Origin of the sequence: Sandarakinorhabdus rubra (assembly GCF_010994245.1) — a bacterium.
Classification (GTDB): domain Bacteria; phylum Pseudomonadota; class Alphaproteobacteria; order Sphingomonadales; family Sphingomonadaceae; genus Sandarakinorhabdus; species Sandarakinorhabdus rubra.
The window spans coordinates 1-3,536 of the sequence record NZ_WMHO01000246.1 but is presented as its reverse complement, the minus strand read 5'-3'; the positions used below and the strand labels follow the sequence as shown (position 1 = coordinate 3,536).

Below are 3,536 nucleotides of genomic sequence, written 5' to 3'. Positions count from 1 at the left end.
CATCCGCAGCACTGTCGGCACCGGCGGCGGTGCGCGCCTTCACCCCCTCGGCGATGCGCTGCAACCGCAGCACGTGGGTTTCGCCCAGCGCCAGCGCGTGGCGGGCGGCGATCACGTCGTGCCAGGCGGCGATGGCGGCCACGGCGGTGTCCAGCCGGGCCTGTTCCAAATTGGCTTCGGCCGCATCCTCGCCCAGCCGGCCGGCACGGATGCGCGCCGACGTGGCGCCCCAGTCCACCAGCAGCTGGTTGACCGAGCCGATGGCATCGGTGCGCCGGCGTGGGATGAGGCTTTCAAAGATGGTCGCCGGCCGTTCGAAGCTGCGCGCCACCGTGTCGGCGGTCTGCAGGTCAAGGCCCAGCACCGGGAACAGGCGGCTGCGGGCCTGGGCCGTCTGCGCGGTCGCCACGTTGACACCCTCGCGGCCTTCGCCAAGCAGGGGCAGCGCATCGATGGCGGTGCGCACCCGGACTGGCAGATCGGTGAGAGGCCGCGCCGTCAGCCCGGCCAACCAGGCCTTGTCGGCAGCACTGGCAGCCTCGCTGGTAGCGGCCACGCTGCCCTGCGCCGCAGCGACCTGCGGCACGGCTGCGGCCAGACCTGCGAGAATTGCAAGCACCCGCCGCATCAGTCCCCTGTTTCCACCCACCATCATCATGGTCGCCGTGATACAGGCTCCGCGACTCGCCGGCAAGAACAGTGGCCAGCGCTCCGGCTGCGACAGGCATCGCCTTGGCGCGGGCGCGCCAGCAGCGTAAACAGGGATCAGCAAGGAGCATCATCATGGCACCAGACGCCGCCGCCCCAGAAACTGCCACCGCCGACGTCCAGCATCATGCCAAGAAGTGGCCCAGTTTCGACTGGCAGGATCCGCTGCTGCTGGCCAGCCAGCTGACCGAAGAGGAGACGATGATCCGCGATGCGGCGCGCGCCTTCTGCGATGCGGAGCTGATGCCGGCGGTGAAGCTGGCCAACCGCCACGAGACCTTCGATCCGGCGCTCATGGCGAAGTTCGGCGCCGCCGGCCTGCTTGGCCCCACCATCAAGGGCTATGGCTGCGCCGGCGCTTCCTACGTGGCCTATGGCCTCGTGGCCCGCGAGGTGGAGCGGGTGGATTCGGCCTATCGCTCGGCCATGAGCGTGCAGTCGAGCCTCGTGATGTATCCGATCTGGGCCTATGGCTCGGAAGCGCAGCGGCAGCGCTATCTGCCCGGCCTGGCGAGCGGCGAACTGGTTGGCTGCTTCGGCCTGACCGAACCCGATGCCGGCTCCGACCCGGCAGGCATGAAGACGCGGGCGAAGCGGGTGGGCGGCGGCTGGGTGCTCAATGGCGCCAAGATGTGGATCACCAACAGCCCGCTTGCCGATGTCGCCGTGATCTGGGCCAAGTGCGAGGACGACAAGATCAGGGGCTTCATCGTCGAGCGCGGCGATGCCGGCTTCTCGACGCCGAAGATTGAAGGCAAGTTCTCGTTGCGCGCCGGTGTCACGGGCGAGATCGTGCTGGCCGATGTCCACCTGCCAGAGGACAGGCTGCTTAAGGGCGTGGAAGGGCTGGCCGGGCCGTTCGGCTGCCTCAACAATGCCCGCTATGGCATCGCCTGGGGCGCAATGGGCGCGGCCGAGTTCTGCTGGCACGCCGCCCGGCAATACACGCTCGACCGGCAGCAGTTCGGTCGGCCGCTGGCCGCCACCCAGCTTGTCCAGAAGAAGCTGGCCGACATGCAGACCGAGATCACACTGGGCCTCACCGCAGCGCTGGCCGGCGGCCGCCTGATGGATGAGAAGCGGCTGGCCCCCGAGGCCATCTCGCTGTTGAAGCGCAACAATTGCGGCAAGGCGCTGGCCATCGCGCGCGAGGCCCGCGACATGCATGGCGGCAACGGCATTTCCGATGAATATGGCGTGATCCGCCATGTCATGAACCTGGAAGCCGTGAACACCTATGAAGGCACCCACGACGTCCACGCCCTGATCCTGGGCCGCGCGCAGACTGGGCTGCAGGCCTTCTTCTGATCAGCCGTCACGCCGCCTTTGGCGTGATGCCGATGCTGGTGAGGATGGCGAGGAACCGCGGCTGCTTGCGCAGGGGGTCGAGCAGCGGATCATAGCTGGCCAGCGCCAGCCCGGCATCGCGCAGCTGCAGTGCCTTTTCCAGCGTGGTGAGCGCCTCCTCGATGCGGCCCCACTGCGCCAGCACCTCGCCCTGCTGATAGAGGCCGCCGTCGCCATATTCGGCCACCAGCTTTGCCATCTGGGCCTCGCCGGCGGCAGCGCCGTTCAGCTGCGCCTCGGTGATGGCCAGGCCGCGCAGCCGCGACAGCTTGCTGGGTTCGGCCAGATAATGGCGGTGGGCGGCGGCGACATCGCCCGAGATCAGCGCCATGTCCCCCAGCATGCGCTGCACGATCGGCCGGCCGGGTCGCAATGTCTCCACGGTCTTGAGCTCGGCACGGGCCGTATCATAATCCCGGGTGGCAAAGGCCAGCGTGCCCGCAAGACGGAAGACGCCCGCGTTGAGCGGATCAAGATCCTTGGCCCGGCGAAGGGCGGCCCTGGCCCTGTCGAAATCGCCGAGGTTGGTGAAGAATTCCGCGCAAGCCGCAAGGATCGAGGCATCACCAAAGCCGAAGTCGAAGGCCCGCTGATAGGATAGCCGGGCGCCTGCCATGTCGAGCTGGCTCATCAGCAGGAAGCCAAGGGTGGCGTGGGCTTCGCCCATGTCGGGCGCCAGCCTGATCGCCTGGCGGGCACTGGCCAGCGCGGTCCGGCGCAGCTGCTGGCCATGCGCGACATCGGGATCCTGGTTGGCGATGGCCACCAGCGTGTTGGCGCGGGCAGCATGGGCGGCGGCATAGGCGGGGTCGATGGCGATCGCCTTGTCAAAGGCGGCCAGCGCCTGGCGATCGGTCTCGGTCTGGCCCAGGCTGTAAAGCCGGCCACCCTGGAGATAGGCATCAAAGGCGCTGGCGTCCCGCGTGCCGCCCGGCCGCTGCGCCCGCCACCGCGGATCCTTGGCCAGCGTGGAGATCAGCGCATCGGCCACGGTGCTGGCGATTTCGGCCTGCACGGCCAGCACGTCGGCCACGGCGCGGTCAAACGTCTGGCTCCAGCGCTCGAAGCCGGTCACCCCGTCAACCAGGCGGGCCGAAATGCGCACCCGCGCGTCGGACTGGCGGACCGACCCGGTCAGCAGATTGTTGACGCCCAGCGCCGTTGCCACCTGGCGCACATCGATGTCGGCGGCACCAAAGCCGCGCGCCGATCCCGATCCGCTGACCAGCAGCTGCCGGTTGACGCTCAGGGTGCTGCGCAGCTCCTCGGTCAGCCCTTCGGCGAAATAGTCGCGCTCCTTGTCACCCGACAGGTTGCGGAACGGCAGCACGGCAACGCTGTTGGCCTGCGTGCTGCTGGCCGCGTCGCCGCCAAGGCGCTGCCAGGCGAGAAAACCGCCGCCGGCTAGCGCCAGCCCGCCACCCGCCAGCAGCAGCCGGCGGTCGATGCGCGCCGGTTTTGCCCTGGCCGGGTCCGCTCGC

At 68.9% G+C, this 3,536-nt stretch carries 3 protein-coding genes; 1 reads left to right on the top strand and 2 read right to left on the bottom strand.

What is annotated here, in order from left to right; all coding sequences use genetic code 11:
- Window positions 1-628 (bottom strand): TolC family protein (locus tag GJV64_RS12660; RefSeq protein WP_164157644.1); only part of this gene is annotated, 628 nt, incomplete at its 3' end.
- A gap of 155 nt (window positions 629-783) precedes the next feature.
- Between GJV64_RS12660 and GJV64_RS12655 the strand changes: the two genes are divergently transcribed.
- Window positions 784-2,016 (top strand): acyl-CoA dehydrogenase, encoded by a 1,233-nt coding sequence (locus GJV64_RS12655; RefSeq protein WP_235927741.1) that lies wholly within the window; start codon window positions 784-786, stop codon window positions 2,014-2,016.
- A gap of 7 nt (window positions 2,017-2,023) precedes the next feature.
- Here GJV64_RS12655 and GJV64_RS12650 read toward each other — a convergent pair.
- On the bottom strand, window positions 2,024-3,536 hold a 1,513-nt coding region (locus GJV64_RS12650), incomplete at its 5' end, for a TPR end-of-group domain-containing protein (RefSeq protein WP_328799187.1).